This window comes from Salicola sp. AFF1 (genome assembly GCF_056783195.1).
Map to the genome: position 1 here is coordinate 13,530 of NZ_JBXAYL010000020.1, position 19,413 is coordinate 32,942.

23 protein-coding genes are annotated in these 19,413 nt (G+C 61.6%); 14 read left to right on the plus strand and 9 right to left on the minus strand.

The features are described 5' to 3' along the window. Positions 1-18: 18 nt before the first annotated feature. Positions 19-279 (plus strand): hypothetical protein, encoded by a 261-nt coding sequence (locus AC1RQI_RS12795; RefSeq protein WP_481905086.1) that lies wholly within the window; start codon positions 19-21, stop codon positions 277-279. On the opposite strand, the gene AC1RQI_RS12800 is transcribed toward AC1RQI_RS12795, so the two are convergent. From AC1RQI_RS12800 to rsmD, 7 genes are all read right to left on the minus strand, one after another. Further along, entirely contained in the window at positions 276-947 is a 672-nt protein-coding gene (locus tag AC1RQI_RS12800) for a hypothetical protein (RefSeq protein WP_481905087.1), read from the minus strand. The genes AC1RQI_RS12795 and AC1RQI_RS12800 overlap by 4 nt on opposite strands. Before the next feature lie 386 nt (positions 948-1,333). Continuing rightward, a complete protein-coding gene (gene hslO, locus AC1RQI_RS12805; RefSeq protein ID WP_416632748.1) occupies positions 1,334-2,182 on the minus strand; it encodes an Hsp33 family molecular chaperone HslO in 849 nt (282 codons plus the stop codon). A gap of 9 nt (positions 2,183-2,191) precedes the next feature. Then, positions 2,192-2,611 carry an RNA-binding S4 domain-containing protein gene (locus AC1RQI_RS12810; RefSeq protein ID WP_416632747.1) on the minus strand — a complete coding sequence of 140 codons (420 nt, stop codon included), beginning with the start codon at positions 2,609-2,611 and terminating at the stop codon, positions 2,192-2,194. 4 nt (positions 2,612-2,615) lie between these two features. Further along, the gene (gene yrfG, locus AC1RQI_RS12815; protein ID WP_481905088.1) at positions 2,616-3,290 is read right to left on the minus strand and encodes a GMP/IMP nucleotidase; all 675 of its coding nucleotides are present in this window, start codon (positions 3,288-3,290) and stop codon (positions 2,616-2,618) included. Then, positions 3,283-3,615, minus strand: coding sequence for a hypothetical protein (locus AC1RQI_RS12820; RefSeq protein ID WP_416632745.1), 333 nt, complete (start codon positions 3,613-3,615; stop codon positions 3,283-3,285). Before AC1RQI_RS12820 ends, yrfG begins: the two co-directional genes overlap by 8 nt. A 72-nt stretch (positions 3,616-3,687) precedes the next feature. Next, positions 3,688-4,497: a bifunctional DNA-formamidopyrimidine glycosylase/DNA-(apurinic or apyrimidinic site) lyase gene (mutM, locus tag AC1RQI_RS12825; protein WP_481905089.1), complete on the minus strand. Its 810-nt coding sequence runs from the start codon at positions 4,495-4,497 to the stop codon at positions 3,688-3,690. 5 nt (positions 4,498-4,502) lie between these two features. Next, complete coding sequence (gene rsmD / locus AC1RQI_RS12830) at positions 4,503-5,090, minus strand: 16S rRNA (guanine(966)-N(2))-methyltransferase RsmD (protein ID WP_481905090.1); 588 nt, start codon at positions 5,088-5,090, stop codon at positions 4,503-4,505. 124 nt (positions 5,091-5,214) lie between these two features. On the opposite strand from rsmD, the gene ftsY reads away from it, so the two are divergent. The 6 genes from ftsY to AC1RQI_RS12860 all read left to right on the plus strand — a co-directional run bounded on the left by ftsY (position 5,215) and on the right by AC1RQI_RS12860 (position 11,269). After that, entirely contained in the window at positions 5,215-6,366 is a 1,152-nt protein-coding gene (gene ftsY, locus AC1RQI_RS12835) for a signal recognition particle-docking protein FtsY (RefSeq protein WP_481905091.1), read from the plus strand. A 23-nt stretch (positions 6,367-6,389) separates the two neighbouring features. Beyond that, on the plus strand, positions 6,390-7,076 hold the full coding sequence (gene ftsE / locus AC1RQI_RS12840) for a cell division ATP-binding protein FtsE (protein WP_416632741.1): 687 nt from the start codon (positions 6,390-6,392) through the stop codon (positions 7,074-7,076). After that, a complete protein-coding gene (gene ftsX / locus AC1RQI_RS12845) occupies positions 7,069-8,049 on the plus strand; it encodes a permease-like cell division protein FtsX (RefSeq protein ID WP_481905092.1) in 981 nt (326 codons plus the stop codon). Before ftsE ends, ftsX begins: the two co-directional genes overlap by 8 nt. Positions 8,050-8,162: 113 nt before the next feature. Continuing rightward, on the plus strand, positions 8,163-9,017 hold the full coding sequence (gene rpoH, locus AC1RQI_RS12850; RefSeq protein WP_416632739.1) for an RNA polymerase sigma factor RpoH: 855 nt from the start codon (positions 8,163-8,165) through the stop codon (positions 9,015-9,017). Between the two features lie 169 nt (positions 9,018-9,186). After that, positions 9,187-9,867: a response regulator gene (locus AC1RQI_RS12855; RefSeq protein WP_416632738.1), complete on the plus strand. Its 681-nt coding sequence runs from the start codon at positions 9,187-9,189 to the stop codon at positions 9,865-9,867. Then, complete coding sequence (locus AC1RQI_RS12860; protein ID WP_416632737.1) at positions 9,854-11,269, plus strand: HAMP domain-containing sensor histidine kinase; 1,416 nt, start codon at positions 9,854-9,856, stop codon at positions 11,267-11,269. The genes AC1RQI_RS12855 and AC1RQI_RS12860 overlap by 14 nt, the downstream gene beginning before the upstream one ends. 16 nt (positions 11,270-11,285) lie before the next feature. On the opposite strand, the gene AC1RQI_RS12865 is transcribed toward AC1RQI_RS12860, so the two are convergent. After that, positions 11,286-11,561 (minus strand): hypothetical protein, encoded by a 276-nt coding sequence (locus tag AC1RQI_RS12865; RefSeq protein ID WP_416632736.1) that lies wholly within the window; start codon positions 11,559-11,561, stop codon positions 11,286-11,288. A gap of 113 nt (positions 11,562-11,674) precedes the next feature. On the opposite strand from AC1RQI_RS12865, the gene greB reads away from it, so the two are divergent. From greB to AC1RQI_RS12880, 3 genes are all read left to right on the plus strand, one after another. Further along, a complete protein-coding gene (gene greB, locus AC1RQI_RS12870) occupies positions 11,675-12,175 on the plus strand; it encodes a transcription elongation factor GreB (RefSeq protein ID WP_416632735.1) in 501 nt (166 codons plus the stop codon). 87 nt (positions 12,176-12,262) lie between these two features. Then, entirely contained in the window at positions 12,263-12,700 is a 438-nt protein-coding gene (locus tag AC1RQI_RS12875; protein WP_416632734.1) for a hypothetical protein, read from the plus strand. Between the two features lie 70 nt (positions 12,701-12,770). Next, the gene (locus AC1RQI_RS12880; RefSeq protein WP_416632733.1) at positions 12,771-13,046 is read left to right on the plus strand and encodes an acyl-CoA-binding protein; all 276 of its coding nucleotides are present in this window, start codon (positions 12,771-12,773) and stop codon (positions 13,044-13,046) included. Between the two features lie 12 nt (positions 13,047-13,058). Here AC1RQI_RS12880 and AC1RQI_RS12885 read toward each other — a convergent pair whose 3' ends face one another. Further along, on the minus strand, positions 13,059-14,963 hold the full coding sequence (locus AC1RQI_RS12885; protein ID WP_481905093.1) for a serine/threonine-protein kinase: 1,905 nt from the start codon (positions 14,961-14,963) through the stop codon (positions 13,059-13,061). Positions 14,964-15,171: 208 nt separating this feature from the next. Between AC1RQI_RS12885 and tagH the strand changes: the two genes are divergently transcribed. From tagH to icmH, 4 genes are read left to right on the plus strand one after another with little or no spacing between them, the layout of a single operon-like run. Continuing rightward, positions 15,172-16,335 carry a type VI secretion system-associated FHA domain protein TagH gene (gene tagH / locus AC1RQI_RS12890; protein ID WP_481905094.1) on the plus strand — a complete coding sequence of 388 codons (1,164 nt, stop codon included), beginning with the start codon at positions 15,172-15,174 and terminating at the stop codon, positions 16,333-16,335. Further along, complete coding sequence (tssJ, locus tag AC1RQI_RS12895) at positions 16,335-16,778, plus strand: type VI secretion system lipoprotein TssJ (RefSeq protein ID WP_481905095.1); 444 nt, start codon at positions 16,335-16,337, stop codon at positions 16,776-16,778. The genes tagH and tssJ overlap by 1 nt, the downstream gene beginning before the upstream one ends. Positions 16,779-16,789: 11 nt before the next feature. After that, positions 16,790-18,115, plus strand: coding sequence for a type VI secretion system baseplate subunit TssK (gene tssK / locus AC1RQI_RS12900; protein WP_481905096.1), 1,326 nt, complete (start codon positions 16,790-16,792; stop codon positions 18,113-18,115). Between the two features lie 23 nt (positions 18,116-18,138). Beyond that, positions 18,139-19,413: a type IVB secretion system protein IcmH/DotU gene (gene icmH / locus AC1RQI_RS12905; protein WP_416632728.1), complete on the plus strand. Its 1,275-nt coding sequence runs from the start codon at positions 18,139-18,141 to the stop codon at positions 19,411-19,413.

Sequence of the window (19,413 nt, forward strand, 5' to 3'; positions counted from 1 at the left end):
GTCTCTCGCCTTAATCCAATGGCTCTGTTGCATCCGCAAACCGCCAATGGCAAAGCCGTGGCGAAGATAACAACAGAGAGTTTTCTTGAGAATCCAGTTTCAATCTCAAGAAATGATGCCGTTAATGCCACGCTCGAGAAAGCGAAAAGTGCGGCGTTGAGGAAACTGTACCAGATGGCAATGGCCGCTCCAGAAGGTATTCTGCCGTTCCTTATTCCATTGATCACCGCCAACCGTATAAACCACGCGAACATGAGCGCGATCAGCCCACCCATTTAGAGGTCCTGATAGACGAGGAGGCCTCGGGCGGCAAGCTCCCTGCGGGCCTCTTCTGAGCTTTTCCTGGCAGCGACATTAATCCCCGCAATAAGTATAAAAATGAAAACGGTCACTCCACCGGCACGTGCGGCTATTTTGGGATCTTTCCCGAATCGGTTGGCAACGGCCTCTACCAGCGGGCTTGAGCGCAACGCTCGGATTGTGTCGGAGGCTGCTCCTCTAAATCCCTTACTGAGATAGGTAATAATCGTCGTGGCGATTCCTGCCACCGTCAAATCCATTCCGATGTCAAATATTTTTGCCTGGTCTGTATAAGTGGCCACCTGCTTGTTAAACGTAAAAAATTCCCTTAGCTCATCATCATCAAGGGACCACATGAACCAATACGGCTGGGCCTTTTGGAAGCCGATCAACTTCCGAAGGTCCCTGAGGATACGAGAATCACGGGGAAGTTGCTCTAGCATACGCCTTAATACCAGGCGCTGTTTCTGCTCAGGAAGGTGTCTGTATAGGACAACACCGGCCAAGTGAGGTGCGTATTTTGAGGGGGATTGTTTGAGTTCATCAATGCAGGCTTTTGATAGCCCCATGATTTTCGCCAATGCTATGACTGGCTGATCATCGAAACCTGCAGTGTTGTACCGAGAGAAAACTGCTTCTGTCTTCATGCGCTGACTCCTTTCAGCAATGCCTGATTCCACTGGTTCGGTCGACGACCAGTAGCTCTCCGTCGCGTTCAAATTCGAAAATACTGGGGACGTTCCCCTGAGTCAACCCGTCTCATTCACGAGACTCCGTTTGTGGACCCGCATCCGGCTCCAGCCCCTTGCTTCAACCTTGTCTAAAGCCCTAGACCTTCCCGGATGAGGCTTGCCTGGGTGCCTGAAAGCGCTTGACCGTTCGGTTTGGGCCATTTTACGACTCATGTCGGCGCTTTCAGCGCAGGCGGGCCCCATGATTACAGTGCTGGAACCGCTACAGTGACTGGGTGCTCCATAGGGTACGTTCGGAACGCCGGCTTATAGCCGAGCTGACGCAGGTGCCCGGGCCAGTGTCAGTGGCGTTGATGGGGCCCGAACAGGGCTTCGATATCCTCTTGGCCGAAGCGGTACTGTTGGTTGCAGAACTGGCAGTCCACGCTGATCTCGCCCTGTTCCGCCAGCAGGTCGTAGCATTCCTTGGCACCCAGGGTTTCCAGCGCGTTGGCCGTGCGCTCGCGGGTGCAATGGCAATGGAAGAACACTGGCTCGGCCGGATAGAGGCTCAGGGACTCCTCGTGGAAGAGCCTGTGGAGCAGTGTCTCGGGGGCTACGGAGAGCAGTTCTTCCTGGGAGGTGGTGCGCGCGAGCTGCGTCAGCCGGTTCCAGAGGTCATCGTCTTCGGTGGTCTCGTAGCCGGGCATTTTCTGCAGCATCAGGCCGCCGGCACGCTCGGTGCTGGCGAACAGCAGGATCAGGGTCTCGAGCTGTTCGGAGCGCGCGAAGTAATCCTCCAGGCATTCCTGGAGGGTGTCGGATTCCAGCGGGACAATGCCCTGGTAGCGCTGGCCCTCGTCGGGCTCGATGGTGATGACGAGCTGGCCGTGGCCCAGTTGTTCGCCAATGGAGCCGTTCTGAATGCTGTCTTCGGTGTGGATGAGCCCGCGCGCGCCGCGTTCATCGCTGCAGTCGGCCATCAGCAGGGTGACGGGGCCCTGGCCCTTGGCCTGGAGGCTGATGCGGCCCTTCATCTTGAGCACCCCGCCGAGCAGGGTGGCCGCGCTGAGGCTTTCGGCCAGCAGCTGCTGTGCGGGCTCGGGATAAGCCCGGCCTTCGGTGGCGCTCTTGAGGGTGTCTTCAATCAGAACGAGCTCGCCACGGACCTCGCCCTCGTTGAACAGGAAACGCTGCAGGGTATCGGTCATGTCGGCTCGCTAGTGGGACATCTGTTCTTTCACCCGCCTGAGTTCGCGGCGCTGCTTCTTGTTCGGGCGGCGCGCGGGCGGATGTTCGGCGGCAACCATCATGCGCCGGCGCCAGGCGTTGTCCTCGCGCTTTTCCTTGCTGGCCTCGGTCTCGGTGTAGAGCATCTCGGCCTGGGGGGCACTGCCGCGCTTATCGCTGAGCTCGTCAATGATGACCTCAAAGGTGGTTGAGCCCTTGTGCACTTCCACCTTCGCGCCCTTGGTGACGAACTTGCCCGCCTTGGGGCGTTGCCCTTCGTAGCGGACCTTGCCACCTTCAATGGCCTCGCGGGCCAGGGTGCGGGTCTTGAAAAAGCGTGCGGCCCAGAGCCACTTGTCGAGGCGTACGCGCTCAGAGCCAGCGTCGGATTGGTTGCCTTTCTTGCTCATGGGGTCATTGTACCGTTTGCGGCGGCGTGATCGGAAGGAGCGTGTCGAAGTGCTCCAGCGCCGGCCAGCGGCCCAGGGGCAGGGGGTCGCGTTGGCTGTCCGGCTGGTGAATGCTCAGCAGGTGGCCGATGCCGAACGCTTCCGCGGCACTCAGGGCGGCGTGGTTGTCATCGATCAGGACGGTGGTTTCCGGATCAAAGGGCTCAATGGCACGCAGGGCGGGCCAGAACGCAGGGTCCTCCTTGGGCCGGCCAAAGCTGTGGGTGGTGTGGATGGCATCCACCCATTGATCCAGACCGGTGCGCTGGCGCTTGAGCTCCAGCCCGCCTTGATGGGCGTTGGTGACGATTATGCTGCGGCAGTGCGAACGGCTGAGCGCGCGCAGGAACTCGGCCGCATCCGCCCGGAAGCGGATGCGGTCGCTTACTTCATGCTTGAGCCGGCTCACATCCATGCCCAGGCGTTCACTCCAGAAATCCAGGCAATACCAGTCCAGTGACCCCTGCAGGCTCTGGATGGTGTTGTGTATCTCCCGGCTGGCCTGTTCTTCACACAGCCCATGGGCCTGGGCGTAGCGGGCCGGGAGGTGGGTGAGCCAGAAGTGCGTGTCGTAGTGGAGGTCCAGAAGGGTGCCGTCCATATCCAGCAGGACGGTCTGGACCCGCCGCCAGTCAATCATCGTCTTGGTTGACGACCTCGTTGGTGTTACCGCCGATTTTGGTGCAGCCCAGGCAGCGGTCAAAGGTGGCTCTGGCCGGGCCAACCACCAGGGTCTCGCCCGCCTGCTCCGCGTTGCCTCCCAGGGCTGAGAAGGGCAGCGAAACGGTATACACGGCCGCGCCAGCAACCGTTGCGCCCAGCAGCACAGGGCGTGCGATCAGCGCATCACCGACCATGGCCAGCGCCGAGGGTTCTTCCTCAATGCGTTGCGCCTGGGCGGGGCCGGCGAGCACCATGAAGCTGCTTAACAGGGTCACGGTGACCAGTGTGCTCAACTTTGTCATCGGGAATCTCCGGAGGTCAGTTAGCCTGTCTCCACTATGGCCCAAATTCGCTTTTTTTCAACCCCTGGTGGCTCAGCGCTGGCAGTGAACGCAAAAGACGGTGCCGCGCTGGCTGATGACCCTGTGGCGCAGGAGGGCGCCGCAGTGATGACAGGGCTCTCCTTCCCGACCGTAGACGGCCAGTGATTGGCGGAAATAGCCCGGGTTGCCCTGGCTGTCCGTGAAGTCGCGCAGGGTGGTGCCGCCGAGCTCAATGGCATTGGCCAGCACGTCCTTGATCGTGCTGGCGAGGCGATGGTAGCGGGCCCGTCCCACACGACCGGCGGGGCGCTGGGGGTGGATGCCGGCCATGAACAGCGCCTCGGAGGCGTAGATGTTGCCGACCCCGACGACCACTTTGGCGTCCATGATGAACGCCTTGACTGGCGCACGGCGCTTGCGGCTCAGCTGGTACAGGTGGTCGCCGTTAAACGCGTCCGCCAGCGGCTCCGGTCCCAAGGGCGCCAGCAAGGGGTGTTCTTCCGGCTCCGTACTCCAGAGCCAGGCCCCGAAACGGCGTGGGTCGTTGAAGCGTAGTACCCGTTCCGCCAGCATGATTTCCACATGGTCATGGGTGCGGCGGGGCTCGTCCGGTGGAGCCAGGCGGAGGCTGCCGGACATGCCCAGGTGCACCAGGGCGGTGCCCCGGCTGTTGTGCAGGAGCAGGTACTTGCCGCGCCGGGTAACCTCAGTGATGGGGGTACCGGTCAGGTGCTGGGGCAAAGCGGTTGGAATGGGCCAGCGCAGCGAGGGGGCGTGCAGCCGTACGTCGCGGGGCTCTGTGCCTTCCAGCCAGGGCGCAATGCCGCGGCGGGTGGTTTCAACTTCAGGCAATTCGGGCATGGGGTTCAGGCAACCTCGAACAGGCTATAGGCGACCTGACCCGCCTGTTTGCGCCGCGCCAGGTGCCATTCCGGCGGTACACGGGGGTCATGATCCGTTTCGTGTTCTACATAGACACGGGCATTATCCGGGAGCAGGCTGGACTCGGCCAGTGCCCCGCATACCGGTTCTACCAGCCCGGCCCGGAACGGCGGGTCCATGAAAACAATCCGGGGTCGGGTCTCGCCGGGGGCGTGGAGCCAGGTTAGCGCCTCCTGCTGGACCACCGTGGCGCCCTGGGCATTGAGGGTGGCCAGGTTCTGCGACAGGGCGCGGGCAAGGGCGGGGCTTTGCTCCACAAAGGTGACGCTACTGGCTCCCCGGGAAAGGGCCTCCAGCCCAAGGGCGCCGCTGCCGGCGAAGAGATCCAGGCAGTGGCTGCCGGGCAGTATCGGCATCAGCCAGTTGAACAGGGTTTCGCGCACCCGGTCCGGTGTCGGGCGCACACCGTCCACTGCTGGAAAGTTGAGTGTGCGCCGGCGCCAGTCGCCACCAATCAGGCGGAACTGGCCCTGGTCGTTGCGCCGGCCCCGGCGCTGGCTGCGTGATGCCATGCTGTGTTCGCTTTTTGGACGCCCCCTTTGAGGGCGGGTAGAATAACGCGCCTTGACCACGCCCGGCCAGCTTCCCTGATGGTCGGCCAATGGCACCCACGATACACGCGCAGGACTGATCGCCATGAATGCAGAACTGATTTTTAATGCCCTCTTCGTGCTCCTTGTTGCCTGGTTCGTGGTGGACCTGCTCCGCGGCCGGCAGCAGATCCCGAAACCGCCCCAACCCCCCGAGCGCCAGCAGCGGGAAAGCAGGGAGCAGACCCCGGAAACACCGTCCGAGGCGGAGGCGCCCGCCGAGGCTGAGCCAGCAGCCCCGGCAGCCGAGCCTGAACCCGAACCCGAGGAACCGGTCAGCTTCTTCCAGCGTATGCGCGAGGGGCTGGGCCGGACGAGGGGGCAGCTCGCGGATGGTCTGGCGAATCTTTTCGCCACCCAGAAACAGGTTGATCAGGATCTTCTGGAGGAGATCGAGAATCTGCTGCTCACCGCTGATGTGGGCATGACCGCAACCACCGAGATCATCGACAGCCTGAAGGACAAGCTCGAGCGCAGCGAACTCCGGGATTCCGATGCCCTGTTCCAGGCGCTGCGTGAGGAGCTGCACAGCATCCTGGCGCCGTGCACCACGCCATTGGAGCCGCAAACCCAGAACAAGCCCTTCGTAATCCTGATGGTGGGCGTTAACGGTGTTGGCAAGACCACCACCATTGGCAAGCTGGCTAAGCGGTTCCAGAACGAGGGCCAGAGCGTCATGCTGGCGGCGGGGGACACCTTCCGGGCCGCGGCGGTGGAGCAGCTCCAGGTCTGGGGCGAGCGCAATGACGTGCCGGTGGTGGCCCAGCACACCGGTTCCGACAGCGCCTCCGTGATCTATGATGCCCTGGAATCCGCCCAGGCCAAGGGAACGGACGTACTGATTGCCGACACGGCCGGCCGGCTTCAGAACAAGGATAACCTGATGAATGAGCTGGCAAAGGTGGTGCGGGTGATGAAGAAACTCGACTCCGAGGCGCCCCATGAAATCATGCTGGTGCTGGATGCGGGTACTGGCCAGAATGCGCTCAGCCAGGCCCAGACCTTCCAGGAGGCGGTGGGCGTGAGCGGGGTGACCCTGACCAAGCTCGATGGCACTGCCAAGGGTGGCATCATTTTCGCCATTGCGCGCCAGCTGGGGCTGCCGATACGCTACATCGGCGTTGGTGAGACAGCCGACGACCTGCGGCCCTTTGCCGCGGACGAATTCGTGCAGGCCCTGTTCGATGGTCGGGAGTGACCCATGCCCAGAGATGAGGCGCGATGATTGAATTCCGCCAGGTAACCAAGCGCTACGCGCAGCAGTTCACGGCCCTGCGGGGCGTGAGCTTTGCGCTCGGGCGCGGTGAGATGGCGTTCCTGACCGGCCACTCTGGTGCCGGTAAGAGTACCCTCCTCAAACTCATCATGCTCATGGAGCGTGCTACCGCTGGCCAGGTCGTGGTCGGCGGTCAGGCGCTGGATCGGACTCCGCGCCGGCGTATTCCCTATATCCGGCGCCATATTGGCGTTGTTTTCCAGGATCACCAGCTGCTGTTTGACCGGACTGTCTTTGACAACGTGGCCATGCCGCTGGAAGTCACCGGTGTGCCGCCGAGCGACGTCGGGCGGCGGGTGCGGGCGGCACTGGACAAGGTGGGGCTTCTGAGCAAGGAGCAGCTGAACCCGATCAGCCTCTCCGGGGGCGAACAGCAGCGGGTGGGCATTGCTCGGGCGGTCGTGAACAAGCCCCCGCTCCTGCTGGCGGATGAGCCCACGGGGAACCTGGATCCGGCGCTGTCCTCGGAAATCATGGACCTGTTCCAGGAGTTCAGTCGGGCAGGGGTCTGCGTGATGGTGGCGACCCACGATATCGGGCTCATCCAGACCATGGGCCAACGAACTCTGGAACTGTCGAAGGGGGAAATGGTGCACGATGGCCCGCCCCCTGTGGAGGTTGGGCATGGCTGATGCGCGCCAGCACAACCCCAGGGGCGCGGCCAGTGCCCGGACGCCCTGGCGGGATCAGTTGCACAGCTGGCTCAGCCATCACCGGCGCTCTGCCCGTGACAGTGCCCTGCGGCTGCGCAACGCGCCTCTGTCGAGCCTGATGACCGGGCTGGTGATGGGCATTGCGCTGGCGCTGCCCACGGCCCTCTTTCTGATCATGGCCAGTATCCAGCAGATTGGCGGGGGCTGGGAACAGGCCGGGCGCCTGAGCGTCTACCTCGAGCCGCAAGCCGGTATGGAGCGGGCGGAGGCGTTGGCCGAGCGCTGGGCGGACAACGCGGCGGTGGCCGATGTGTCGATCATCCCACGGGATGAGGCCATGGAAACGATGCGCGCCAGTGAAGGATTGAGTGGAACCCTGGGCTTTCTGGATGAGAACCCGCTGCCCCACACTCTGGTGTTGACCCCTGATCGGGCTTACCGGGAAGCGGGGGCACTGGAGGATCTGGCGCAGCGCCTGCGCCAGGCGCAAGGGGTGGATCAGGTGAAGCTGGATCTGGCCTGGTTGCAGCGACTCAATGCCATGACGGCGGTATTGGGCCGGGCTACCCAGGTGCTGGCGCTGATGCTGGTGGTTGGTGTGGTGCTGGTGATTGCCAACACCGTGCGGCTGGCGATTGAAAGCCGGCGCCGGGAGATTATTGTGGCGCGGCTGGTGGGGGGAACCGACAGTTTTGTTCGCCGGCCTTTTATCTATACGGGGCTCTGGTACGGGGTCCTGGGAGGACTGCTGGCGTGGTGGCTGGTGGAAGTGGCATTCTGGTGGCTGAGCGGCCCCGTGGGCCGCTTGGCGGAACTCTATAATAGCGGTTTTGAGCTCCAGAGACCGGGGCCCGATGAAGTAATGCTTCTGCTTGGCAGTGCCCTGTTGCTTGGGTGGCTTGGGGCCTGGTGGGCCGTTCATCGCCATCTTCAGTCCGTGGAACCGGCGTAATCGCCCGTCCGGGTTAGTCCGTATGGACTCGCAGGGCTTGAAAACGTAATAAATGACCATATATTCAGTCAGCAGACTCTTTGTCGGGAGACAATGAAATAGGGGGGAGCACCATGGGTACAGAACTTCAGCTCAGCCAAAACCTGGTGCCAGGTGCCAATCTGGAGAGCTACATCCAGACTGTGAATCAGATTCCTGTCCTGAGCTCCGACGAGGAACAGACGCTGGCGCAGCGCTTCCAGGAGCACGGGGATATTGAGGCCGCACGGCAGATGGTGCTGTCGCACCTGCGCTTCGTCGTGCATATTGCACGCAGTTATTCCGGATATGGCCTGAACCAGGCCGATCTTATCCAGGAAGGCAACGTTGGCCTCATGAAGGCGGTCAAGCGGTTTGATCCGGGTTATGGCGTACGGCTGGTTTCGTTCGCCGTACACTGGATCAAGGCCGAGATCCACGAGTTCATTCTGCGCAACTGGCGCATCGTGAAAGTGGCCACGACCAAGGCCCAGCGTAAGCTGTTCTTCAATCTGCGCAGCTCCAAGAAGCGCCTGGCCTGGCTCAACAACGATGAGACCGAGGCGGTAGCGAAGGATCTGGGCGTCGAGCCGAAGGTGGTTCGTGAAATGGAAGGCCGTATGGCCTCCCACGATATGGCCTTCGATGCGCCGACGGACGATGACGAGGACGCGGGCTGGCAGTCACCCGTCCATTACCTGGACGACAAGCGGTACGATCCCGCCAGCCAGCTTGAGCAGGCGGACTGGACGCAGGATTCCAACGAGCGGCTCGGACACGCCCTGTCGGCGCTGGACGAGCGCAGCCAAGACATCCTGCGCCGGCGCTGGCTCAACGAGAGCAAGTCGACCTTGCATGAGCTGGCTGATGAATACGGCGTTTCCGCTGAACGCATCCGCCAGCTTGAGAAAAACGCCATGAAGAAGATCCGAACCAGTATGGTTGCCTGAGATGGGCTGGTTGCAGGGATCTGAAAGGCCGCTCTTCCGGGAGCGGCCTTTCTGTTTGGGGGCTTGCCAGGTTTAATACATGGTAACTTTGCCGGTAAGGCTCCTCGCCCGTAACCTGCCAAGGAGTTGTTAATGTTATCCGTAGCCGTTTGAAAGGGGGAGTGTCAGGGTGCGTGTACTGGTGATTGAAGATGATCAGGATGTGGCGGATTACCTCAATAAGGGGCTCCGCGAGAGCGACTATGTGGTCGACCACGCCACCGAGGGCAAGGAAGGCATGACCATGGCGGCCTCGGGCGACTATGATGTGATGATCATCGACCGGATGCTGCCGGGGATGGATGGGCTGAACATCATCAAGACCATCCGGGCCACCGGCAACCAGACCCCGGTCCTGATCCTGAGCGCGCTGGGTGACGTTGATGCCCGGGTGGAGGGGCTTCGTGGCGGTGGTGATGACTACCTCACCAAGCCCTTTTCGTTCACCGAATTGCTGGCACGGCTGGATGTGCTGGCACGGCGGGCGCGTAGCGGTGGCGATACGGAGACGGTACTGAAGGTGGCGGATCTTGAGATGGACCTGCTGGCCCGTACCGTCAAGCGCAATGGCATGAACATCGACGTCCAGCCGCGGGAATTCCGGTTGCTGGAATACCTGATGCGTCATGCCGATCAGGTGGTAACCCGTACCATGCTTTTGGAGAAGGTCTGGGACTACCATTTCGACCCGCAGACCAACGTCATTGACGTGCACATCAGTCGCCTGCGTTCCAAGATCGACAAGGGATTCGAGAAGCCGTTGCTGCAGACCATCCGTGGCGCCGGGTACATGCTTCGTGACGATTCTTAGCCAGCTCCGTACCTCTACGTTCCAGGTCGCAATGCTCTACATGGTGGTGTTCGCCACCTCCGTGTTCATCCTGTTGGCGTTCATCTACTGGCGTACTGCCGGATTCATGATGGAGCAGACCGACCAGACCATTGAGGCGGAGATCGCCGGTCTGGCGGAACAGTACCGTTCGCGTGGCATCAATGGTCTGATGAACGTGGTGCGTGAGCGTGTGGCTCGGGACCCGGACGGCCAGTCCCTTTACCTCTTTGCCACTGAAGACTACCTGAAGCTTGCCGGCAACCTGCCCCAGTGGCCGGATAACGCGCGCAAGGACAATGGCTGGATCGACTTTACCCTTGATGAGTCCATGGGCTATGAGGGGGAAGAGCGCCGGGCCCGGGCACGGGTGTTCGAGGTCCAGGGAGGATTGCGCCTGCTCGTGGGGCAGGACATCAGTGAACTCAACCGCGTGAAGAGCCTGATTGAAGCGGCGATGAACTGGGGGATGGGAATCTCGCTGGGCCTGGCCCTGATCGGGGGCTTTCTCATGAGCCGGAGTACGACAAGGCGGATCGAGGTGATTAACCAGACCGCCTACCGGATCATGCACGGTGATCTCTCCCAGCGGGTCCCCACCCGGGGTACGCAGGATGACTTTGATCAGCTGGCGGATAATCTCAATCAGATGCTCGATCGCATCGAGTACCTGATGGAAGGCATCCGCCATGTATCGGACAGCATTGCCCATGACTTGCGCACGCCGCTGACCCGGCTCCGCAGCCAGCTCGAGAACACCCTGATCAACCTGAAGGATCCCGACGCTCAGGAGCAGGTCGGGGAGGCGGTTGCCGAGGCGGACCAGTTGCTGGGTACCTTCAACGCCCTTCTGCGCATTGCCCGCCTTGAAACCGGTGGCAAGACCTTACAGAGCGAACCCTTGGAGCTGGACACCCTGGTGACCGATGCGGTCGAGCTGTATGAAGCCGTGGCCGAGGAGAAGGACCAGGTTCTTGATTGTGCGGTGGATGAGGAGGTACAGCTGCTCGGGGACCGGGATCTTTTGTTTCAGGCCGTCAGCAACCTGATCGACAATGCCATCAAGTATACCGACGAGGGGGGTCGCATTGCGGTGGCCGTGCGGCGTGAAAAGGGGCAGGCTGTTCTTGAGGTGGCGGACAGCGGTGACGGCGTGCCGGACCACGAAAAGGAAAACGTCTTCGGTCGTTTCTATCGCGTTGGTAAGAGCCGGTCGCAGCCCGGCAATGGCCTGGGACTGAGTTTGGTCAGTGCTGTGGTCGAGCTGCACGAGGGCCGCATTGACCTCTCGGATGCGGAACCAGGTGCCGAGAGGCCAGGCCTGAAAGTGACGCTCTATCTCCCGGCCCAACCCTCATCAGTGGATAGCGGTGAGCGGGAGTAACGCGTGGTGTTCCCGTTCAGGCGCTCTTGCCACCGAGCAGGCCGCGTATCGTCTCATTGGCCAGGCGTGCGGGGCGGAAGGCCAGGTCGGTGGCGTTTTCAGCCAGAGCCCTGTAGCGCGCCGTGCGCGCGTGCAGGCTGTCCATCTCGCCCTCCAGGCGGTTCTTTTCGGCCATCATGAAGGCGGCCAGCGTGTGCCGGTTGACCCGGTTGGTGATGCCGAGACTTTCGAGTTCATAGCCGACCCGATCAAGGCCGTTCAGTGCCATTGCGGTCAGTTTTTTGGTATTCATTGGGGTCACCTCTGATTGGGTTCCGGATTCAGTCTGTCAGAAGCCTACTGCGCATGGTTAGAGTGCACAACCTAACAGTCCTCGTCATCAGTGAATAAATTACGGGAGAACCTATGGGACGTTATCGACCCCCGCGCGAGCGCGGTTCCCGCTACATCACACCTGAAGGGGAGCGCGCCTTGCGTGAAGAGCTGCGCTATCTATGGAAAGAAAAGCGCCCGGCCGTGACACAGGCCGTGAAGGAGGCGGCTGCCCAGGGTGACCGCTCCGAGAACGCCGAGTACATTTACGGCAAAAAACAGCTGCGCGAGATCGACAGCCGCGTGCGATTTCTGGGTAAGCGCCTGGAAGAGCTCACGGTCGTGCGTGAGCCACCCCAGGATACCAGCCGTGTTTTCTTCGGGGCCTGGGTCACGCTGGAGGATGACGAAACCGGCGATGAGGTGCGTTACCGGCTGGTGGGGCCGGATGAATTCGATGTAAGCCAGGGGCTTCTGAGTGTGGATGCACCCTTCGCCCGGGCCATGCTGCGCAAGCGGGTGGACGATGAGGTGGTACAGAAGACCAGCGAAGGCGACAGGCTGTGGATCATTACGGCCATTGATTATCACTGAATGCCGGGAATGCGAGAGCGTTGGCGCTTTGCAGACTCCGGGCGCGGTATCATGCTGGCTGAATCCGCTGTATAGGGTGGATCCGGTATGCTGGCCCAACACCGCCACTACACCTATTGGCTCAGTGCGCTTCTGGTTGCGCTAATGGGCCCATTGCACGCAGAGCAGGCTGATCAGGGCCATGTAGAGCCATTGTCAACGCCGGCTGAACGCTCCACAAAAGAAAGCATCCAGTTCACGCCGGTGAAGGACAAGCAGCTGGGAGAAACCACCATTAAGGGGGCGCTGGGACCGTCGTCCGGGCTGGTGGGGCCGGATACCGAGGTTCTGGTTGAGCCCGTGTATCTCAGCGACGAGTTGCGCCGCACCCTGGATCTGGAGCGCCACCAGCTGGAGCGCCAGCGTGAGCAACTGCTCGGGCCTGCCAGGGAGAACGCGGAAACGCCGCCGCAGGTCCAGTATCCCGGTTTCGAGAATCGAACCTATGCCCCTGATTCCACCACCAATACGCGGGTGCGCGACTGATCGCCGGTTATGCAATATGCAAGGGGATCGGGTCGGTTTCAAACAACGATCAATGAGTAAGAGGTAGTTCATGGGAGACCTGAAGCAGCAATTCGATGATGCCGTCAATTACGTGCAGACCGCGGAGGGTGACTTCGAACCCTCCAATGACCTCAAACTTCAGTTCTACGCCCTCTACAAGCAGGCCACCGAGGGGGATGTGAAGGGGAAGAAGCCCGGCCTTCTCGATCAGGTGGGTCGGGCCAAGTACAACGCATGGGAAAAGGTCAAGGGCACCAGCTCCGAGGATGCCATGCAACAGTACGTGGATCTGCTGGAGAGCCTGAAACAGGAAAACGGCGGCTGAACCGCCCTGGAGTCAGGGCGACGCCTGGCTCCGTTGAGTGAGTTCCGTGGCCCGCTTGAGCAGGGGTTGGGCGGATTCCAGCTGTTGCTCGTCCAGTCTTTTCTGGGCCTGCTGCATGTAACGGTTGGCCAGCGATTGGCGCAGGCTTGCCCGCCTGCCCTTATTCTCTTGCTGAGCCTCGGGAAGCGCCTTTACAGCTTTGAAAGCGGCATCCAGTTCCGCAACGCTTTCAGCCTCGGAAACTGCTTTCTCCAGGCGCTCCAGCTTTGATGCCAGCGTCTGCTTGGAGGCATTCGCCAGCGAGAAGCCCGCTTGGGTGCGCGCCCAGGCCAGGGCAGCGCTGGTGCTGGAATTGTTCGCGAACGCCAGATCACCAAGGGCAACCAGGTCCTTGAGTGCGGTCCTGTCGTGGGCAGTCATGGCATCATGGAGTGCCGTGCTGTAGCGCCCGCGAAGCTCCGCCGAGGGCGTCGGGCGCTCTGCTCCCAGCAGGGCAAGGCGCTGGCGGAGATCGGTAAGCGTTTCCCGTGTGTCGGTGCTCCTGAAATCACCCTGTGCCAACTGCTGGCGCCACTGTTCCTGCAGCGCGTTTGTCAGCGAGACACGACCCTGACGGAACTGTTCGCGAGCCCGGTTGATAGCTACGTGGTTCGGGTAGTACTGGTACGCTTGCTGGCCCAGGGCCCGGGCTTCGGGAACCTCTTCGAGTTCGCCCTTCTGGAGTGCCTGGCTCGCTGCCGCAAGTGCCTCGCTGTAGTACTCGCTGAGCAGTGGCTCATGGTGTCTCAGAAGCGCTTCGCGCTCCAGCTCTGGCAGCGCGGGAAGGGAGGTCAGGATCTGCCGTGGCGTGGCCTCTTTCGAAAGCAGGCCAAGCTCACTCAGCCGGGTTTCCAGCGAGCGGGTTGCACCATTATCCAGTTCCAGCCCGGTATAGGCTGCAGCCAGCGCCAGGCTGGCAGTGACCGCGCCCAGGGTTGCTGCCGTGGGTACCTGCCACTGTTTGGGCCTTACGGCTTTTTCCCAGCGCTCCGTAGTGGATTCGGTATGGCTCTGGCGCAATAACGGCCGCATGACTCGCCAGACTCGCACGGGTAGGTGTTTCGGGCGTTTCAGCGGGTAGGCGGCTCTTTCGGCATCGGAGAGCTCGCGACGCTCAAAGGGGTGGCGGCTGCTGACGAGCTCGTAGGTGATGCAGGCCAGGGCGTAGAGGTCATCCCGGGGGTGGGGCTCGTTCCCCGCCATCAGCGACGGGGACGCATAGGCTGGCGTGTAGCCGAACATCCGGGTTTCATCTCTCTGGCGTGGCGCCAGGTAGTCCTCCATCTGCCGCTGGGACGCCAGGGCGCGGGCCACACCGAAGTCGAGCAGCTTAATCTGGCCATCCTGGGTCAGGAAGACGTTGGACGGTTTGATGTCGGCGTGGACGATGCCTTGACCGTGGGCGTAACGCAGGGTTTCCAGAATCTGCTGTATGATCCAGCGGCAGCCCTTCCAGGGAAGGCCGCGGGGGCGATAGCGCTGGATCAGCCGTGTGAGTGGCTCCCCCTCGAGCAATTCCATCACAATGAAGCAGGTATCCCCGTCCCGCTCCAGGTCTTTGACCCGGATGATACCGGGATGGGATAGGCGCATTGACCGCGCTGCCTCTCGGGCCAGCATGGAGACCGCATCTGGATCGTCGGTCAGGGAATGGCGGAGGATCTTGACCGCGACCTGGCAGTCGCTTGAGTTGGCCTGTTCCAGGTACTCATCCACGGCGCGGTAAACATCGCTCATGCCACCGGAGGCGATCAGCGCCTCAATGCGGTATCGTCCCGCAAGGCGCTGGTCCAGCCGCGGATGACGGGAACCAGTGGAGTGGGTTTGCTCGTCCGCTCCGGTCTGTTGCTTTTGGGGCTTAACCCTTGTTGCCTCCATGCTCAATTCCCTTTCCCTGATCCAGTTACGCTTCTGGAGTCTATACAAGCCCGTTCATCAGGGTCAATGCGAGTGGTAGGGCCTGTGACACACGTCATTGACAGGCTTGTGCGCAGGCAATAGCATTCTAACCAATCGGGGTGCCCAGCCGCACCGCGATTCATGAAGGTAATGTTGATTCAGGACGTCCTAGGGACAGGAGAGGCCAATGGAATTGGCGCTTGCCATAACCAGCTATCAGCGACTTTCGCCAACCGTAACGAGTCAGTGCCGCTTTGGGGCCGACCGGCGTTATACGTTCGGGCGTTCCGAAGAGTGCGACTGGCATCTGCCCGATCCCGAGCGTGTCGTTTCCTCCGTGCACGGTGAAATCGTCTATCGCGAGGGCGCTTTCCATCTGCTCGACCGCTCTACCAACGGCATTTTTCTGAATCATGCTGATACGCCCCTCGGTAACAGCAGCGAGGCTGCGTTGGGCGATGGGGACCGTATTGTGCTGGGCGATTACGAGATCAGTGTCAGCGTTAAGCAGTCGGCGCCAGCTCAACCGGAAGCGCCTGTTGAGGCCTCTCCCCAACCGAGGCCGGGCGCCGGAGCTGGAGCTGGCAGCCCGACCAAACAGGAGGCGCCCACGGTCTCGAATCCCATGGTGGAGCTTGAGGACACCTCGGACCCCATGGACAGTCACGTCACCCTGCCAGAGGTCTCAATTCCTTCTGATTGGCAATGGGGAGACGAGCCGGCGACGACGGCGGAGCAGCCCGTTCCGCCGGAAGACAACGTCGCCCCTGATGAGTCCCGAGGCGGGCTCGATCCCTTTCTGGAGGCGCTTGGGGTGGACGCGATGGTTGGTGATTCGCTCTCCGAGGAAGCGCAGAGAGAACTGGGCGGATTAACCCGTCTCCTGCTGGATCAATTGATGAGCCTGTTGCGCCAGCGGGCTCGCGAAAAGCAATCCCTAAGGGTGGAGCAGACTCTTTTCGAGCGCCGTGGCAATAACCCTTTGAAGTTCTCAGCTACCCCTGAGGATGCCATTGAAGCATTGCTCCTACGGCGTAATCCGGCGTTCATGCAGCCCCGGCAGGCCGTTGAGGATGCGTTCTCCGACATCCGAGGGCATGATCGGGCCATGCTGCGGGGGGTTGAAGCTGTTGTCCAGGAATTGCTCGCGGATGGTCCGGAAGGAACGACGTCTGGACGTCCGCCCAAATGGGATCTGGTTCGCCGCTCTCGTGCCTATGGGGAACTGATGGATCGGCGTGACTGGCAGCGTGAGGAATGGGGAGATACCGAGCGCATGATGCGCAGCCCCGTCTTCGCGGGTGCCTACGAGGCTGCGATGCGGGAACAGGAAGCAGAGGGGAATGGCTGATGCGTTTGCTGTGTGCCCTGGTAATGGGGCTGATGCTTGGGGGGTGCGCCTTCTTCCACCCTGTCGCGGATGTTCATGTTTCAGCAGGGGAGGAGGTCAACCCGGATTCCGAGGGCAGGGCCTCTCCGGTGTTGGTGCGTCTGTATGAACTCAAGGCGCCTGATGCCTTTAAAGATGCTGGATTCGATCCTCTTCACGGGGATCCGGAGTCTGTTCTGGGGGATGACCTTCTGGGGATGAAGGAAACGATGCTTCGTCCAGGGGAGAGCTGGCATATAGAAAGAGCCCTGAAGGACGAGACTCATTATCTAGGCGTAAGCGCTGCCTTCCGCGACATCGATGACGCCCACTGGCGAGTGGTTCGGTCAACAAACGGTATCTTCTTCGTACCCGGCATTGAGCTCCGGGTGGATGGTGTTGAGATCAAAAACAGGGACGACTGACGGAGTAACGCATGACGGACGCAATGGCCAGGGTGGCCTGGTCGGAGGGTATGCTCCTCCGGCCGCAGCATTTCCAGCAGCAGGACCGGTTTCTGTACCACGCAGCCCGGCTCCGGCACTTCCATTTAACGCCCTATGGGTATGGAGTGAGCGAGCTGAGTCTGGATGAGCAGCAACTGAACCTGGGCCAGTTCGGTGTGGTGTCGGCGACCGGCGTGTTCCCGGACGGGATGCCTTTCAACCTCGACGGGAATGACGGCCTTGTGATCGAGGTGCCCTCGGATGCCCGGGATGAGCTGGTGTATCTGGCGCTGCCCTATGAGCGCCAGAGCGGCACCAACTTTGCCGGGGAGGGTGACGGGTCGGTGGCTCGGTTTGTAATCCGGGATGCGCCCTTGCTCGACGAATCCCTGGCCGAGCATGAGCCGGAAACCGTTGGGTTGGCCCGGCTGAATCCCTGTCTGCGCCTGGGGCGCGAGGATATGGCCGGCTATGTGGCCATTCCGGTGGCGCGGATCATTGAAGTTGCCAATGAAAAGGAGGTCCGCCTGGATCGCCACTTCATTCCCCCCTGTCTTGATGTGGGTCGTATTCCCGCGTTGACCTCGCTGTTGAATGAAACACTGGCGATGATACGCCAGCGAGGCGAGGCGCTGGCCGGTCGTATGCAGAAGGGCAACCAGCAGTCCAAGACGCTTTTCGACATCATGATGCTGCAGACCCTGAACCGCTGGCAGCCGGCGCTGGAGCACTGCGAGCAGACCCCGGGGGTGCACCCGGAAGATCTTTACCGGACCCTGGTCACCCTGGCGGGCGAGCTCGCCACCTTCACCCGGAATGAGAAGCGCCCGCCGGAGCTGCCACGCTATCGTCACGATTCGCTGACGGAAACCTTCGGGGACCTGGGGGCGATTCTGAGCCAGTCGCTGAGCACGGTGCTTGAAGAGACAGCGGTGGCGCTGAAACTGGAGGAAGCGGATTACGGCATCCGGGTAGCGCCACTCAACGACAAATCGTTGCTGGATACGGCTCAGCTCGTGCTGGCCGTTCGGACGGATCTCAGCACGGAGGAGGTCCGGCGGCGGTTGCCGGCGCAGATCAAGCTCGGGCCCGTAGAGCATATTCGCGAGCTGGTGAACAGCCATCTGCCGGGTATCCCCGTGAGCGCACTGCCGGTTGCTCCTCGCCAGATTCCGTATCATGCGGGGTATCACTACTTCATGCTGGAAAGCGGCGGCGAGCGTTGGCGCCAGCTCCATCACAGCGGGGGGCTGGCCGTGCATGTGTCCGGTCACTATCCGGGCCTGGAACTGGAGCTCTGGGCTATCCGGCGTTAATCACGGATTGAGGAAAAAGGGTCATGACGGATCAGACCATTATGAAACCCCGCCCCGGGGCCAGGAATCAGCCCCGCCCACAGGGTGAACAGGAAGGCACCCGGATGGCCGCGCCCGCTTCGGTGCCGGCTTCGTCTGACCTGCGCTTGCCCTCAACCCGGTTGGATCCGGTGTGTGATGAGGCCTCCAGGCTGCTCTCCCTGGCCGACCGACTTGGGCGGGCCAGCAGCGTAAAAGACGTTGCGGCGCTCAAGCGCCAGTGCACGGCCCTTGTTGCCGAATATCAGAGGGCCCTTGCCAATAAGGACGTCAGTCCTGAGACGGTGGATACCGCTTCCTACTGTCTGTGCGCATTGCTCGATGAACTGGTTCTTCACAGTGAGTGGGGGCAGTCCAGTGACTGGGCGGCCAGCTCCCTGCTTTCCGAATTCCATTCACAGACCTGGGCGGGAACCCACTTTTTTGAGCGTGTGGACCGTGCCAGGCGTGAGGGGAACCGTCCCCTGATGCGGCTCCAGTATTTGTGCCTGGCTTTAGGCTTCCGCGGTCGGTTCCGTGTGGAGGAGCGTGGTTCGGAACAGTTGGAGGTCCTGCGCAATGGCCTTTTTCGGGAAATTGCCCAGGATGGGGAAAAGCAGGGCCAACCCTTCGAGCCGGAATGGGAGAGGCGCGTTTTTACCGGAAGCAGTTCGGTGCATCGAATTCCCTTGTGGTCGCTTGGCGCTATTGCCGCTGGCGTACTGTTGGTGGTCTATCTGGGGCTGACCCATTTCCTCGGCCAGCATGCCCAGCCAGTGGCCGAACGGCTTGCAGCTATCGGTGTGCCTCCGGCGCCTGCCTCCGGGGAAACACAGGGGGAAGGGCCGGATATTGGCTACCTGAAACAGGTTCTGGGGACCGAGATGGAAAGGGGGCTGGTGCAGCTGGAGACGAAGGACAATCGTGCCAGCTTGGTGCTCGGGAACGAGGGACTGTTTGCGCCGGGCTCCGCTGCTATCCGCGAATCCCGTAAGCCTTTGCTGGGCAAGATCGCCCGTACGCTCGAGGGTACCGACAGCCTGATCCAGGTGACCGGGCACACTGATGACACGCCGATCAGTAGCGAACAGTACCCCTCCAACTGGCACCTGTCACTGGCGCGAGCCACGGCGGTTTCGGATTTTCTCGGTGAACGGGCGTCGCTGGAAGGGCGGCTCTGGCCCGAAGGGCGCGGTGCGGCTGAGCCCCGTTTCAGTAATGAATCGCCTGAAAGCAGGGCAGGGAATCGACGGGTGGTTATCACCCTGACACCAAGGTAG